1 protein-coding gene is annotated in these 1,140 nt (G+C 56.3%); it reads left to right on the forward strand.

What is annotated here, in order from left to right; genetic code table 11:
* The coding region (locus tag ABZX22_RS45235) for a hypothetical protein (protein ID WP_354923561.1) at positions 1–1,140 on the forward strand (1,140 nt) is incomplete at both ends.

Consider the following 1,140-nt stretch of genomic DNA (forward strand, 5'->3'; position numbering starts at 1 on the left):
GCAGAAGTGACGCCTGCAGTGTTCAATTCGGCGGCGCTCGCTGCCGCAAAAGAAGCGATAACATCGAAATATACCGTCCACGTTGCCCTTAAGTGCATCGCTGACACGCTTGATGAGTTGCACCTCGTCAAGGTACGGCTCCGTTGGGCTTGGGCAAAGAGGAAGCGCGGGCGCAGCCATGGTGGTTTGAAGCAGATAAAGCTGGACGAAGGGCCGGAGGTCGACCGACGAGCGTCTGACGAAGTCGTCTTTGCGATTGCTCAACTCTATCGTATTGTTCCTCGAACCGCTTGGGCAGACCGCGTCTGCGTTCTTTTGGCCACCGTTCTCGTTTGCACGGGCCTTCGTCTCGGTCAAGTGCTGACGTTGAGAGCCGAGATGCCGTTGTTCGATGAGGCGAACAACGAGTACTACATTCGCCTCGTGCCATTTAAACGCTCGAACGCCCGGCGACAGACACTTCTAACGGCAACGGTTGACCTCATGAACGACGTCTTCCGCGAGCTCCTGGAGATGACGCAACCATGCCGGAAAGTTGCACATTGGTTGGCGAAACATCCGGGCAAGGTCTATCTGCCACAACCCGACAACACAGAGGGGACAATTCGTGCCAAAAAAATCCAGCAGTGGCTAGGCCTCGAGAACAGTCAGTTTGGCAAACGTCGAAGAGAGAAATGGGGAATTACCGGTGACACCGTGTCATTGGATGCCGTGCACGAACGGCTGAAAGTGCATCGATTTGACGGCCCAGTTGTCCCCGGAACAAGGAACGAGCGACTGTTGCTTCAAGACTGCCTCTCGATATCGTTTTTTGACGCCATGAGGCGCCGTGCAACCGCTCTCATTTATGCCGTCCGCCCCATCACCGAGCAAAACGTTTCGGACTGCCTGCGCGGCCGGCAAAAAGGAAGCGCTCCCGCACGACCGAATATTTTTGGGCGATATGGCTTGACGGACGCGGCTGGCAATTCCTTGAGCGCCCTTAGCCACAGTTTTCGACACAAACTGACCGATGCGCTCGACAAAGGAGGCGCGCCGGACATGGTTCAGGCACAGTGGTTCGGTCGTGCAAATCCTCGTGACAACAAGGCTTACCAGTACCGAACCGCATCGGAAGCGCGGGAGAAAGCACGGGACCTG

This window comes from Nonomuraea sp. NPDC003804, assembly GCF_040610675.1.
In the GTDB taxonomy this organism is placed as follows: domain Bacteria; phylum Actinomycetota; class Actinomycetes; order Streptosporangiales; family Streptosporangiaceae; genus Nonomuraea.